Consider the following 890-nt stretch of genomic DNA (forward strand, 5'->3'; position numbering starts at 1 on the left):
AAGCGGATTTATAAGCGGGCTATCGAAACACTAGAACATCAATTTGTAATAGCAAAAATCCCACAAGCAATAGCGGATGAACAAAGAAAGATTCTTCGAAGTTCTATCGCAACCGTTGAAGAAGAATATTTAGTAGTTGAAAAGAAATTGCTTTCTTCAGTCATTGGGTGGAATCCCACAAATATAAATGAAGATAAGAAAGTTACAAAAAAAGTTATATTACCAAAGAATAATGAATTTTCAATGGTAAACATAAAAAGAAAGCAGGATTTTGTTGCACGTTCAAAAGATAATAAAGTATTTGATAAGCCTTATGTATCAGATGTACCAGATGCAGAGCCTGTTAATATGGGGGCTTATTTCTCTTCTCAGCATGTTAATAGCTGTACGTTAAAGGGTTCTCCCTCGCAGGAAGATAATCCGCATATTGTTTCGCATATTTTTTCCCAGGCTTTACGTCGCGCTAATAAATCACTGGTGCAAAGGCGTATTGTGATAAGTGCTGTTTCTGTTGCTAGTATTGTTGTTTTAACGGTTGGTATTTTTTTTGTTGGTGAGCGTGTATTTATATCAAATGATCATCAGTTGTTGGGAGAAAATCTTCAAGCTTCTCACAGAGTTCCAAAGGCACTTTCGGTTAAGAGAAAGTTAACACAACGCTTATTAGAGGATGGGAGTGAAATTGATGTCGGTTTAAAACAAGCGACAGATTCTTCGGATGAAGAAGGAATCTCAACAGTTGTTTCTAGCAATTTGCAGTCGCTTGAAAAATCGGGTGAAGCTGTTTTTTATCAAGCACGTACAAATTATGATGCAGAAAAGATGGCAACCGGAAGTGTTCGCTGGACGCTTATAAAGGAGTCTTATGTGAAGGGGGCTCCAGAAGAAAC

The 890-nt window shown here is 37.2% G+C and carries 1 pseudogene; it reads left to right on the forward strand.

Features of this window, described 5'->3' with window-relative positions:
• A pseudogene (locus ACFIO3_RS14225) lies at nucleotides 1-890 on the forward strand (hypothetical protein); the annotation flags it as partial.

This window comes from Bartonella sp. AD328YNZD (genome assembly GCF_042196425.1).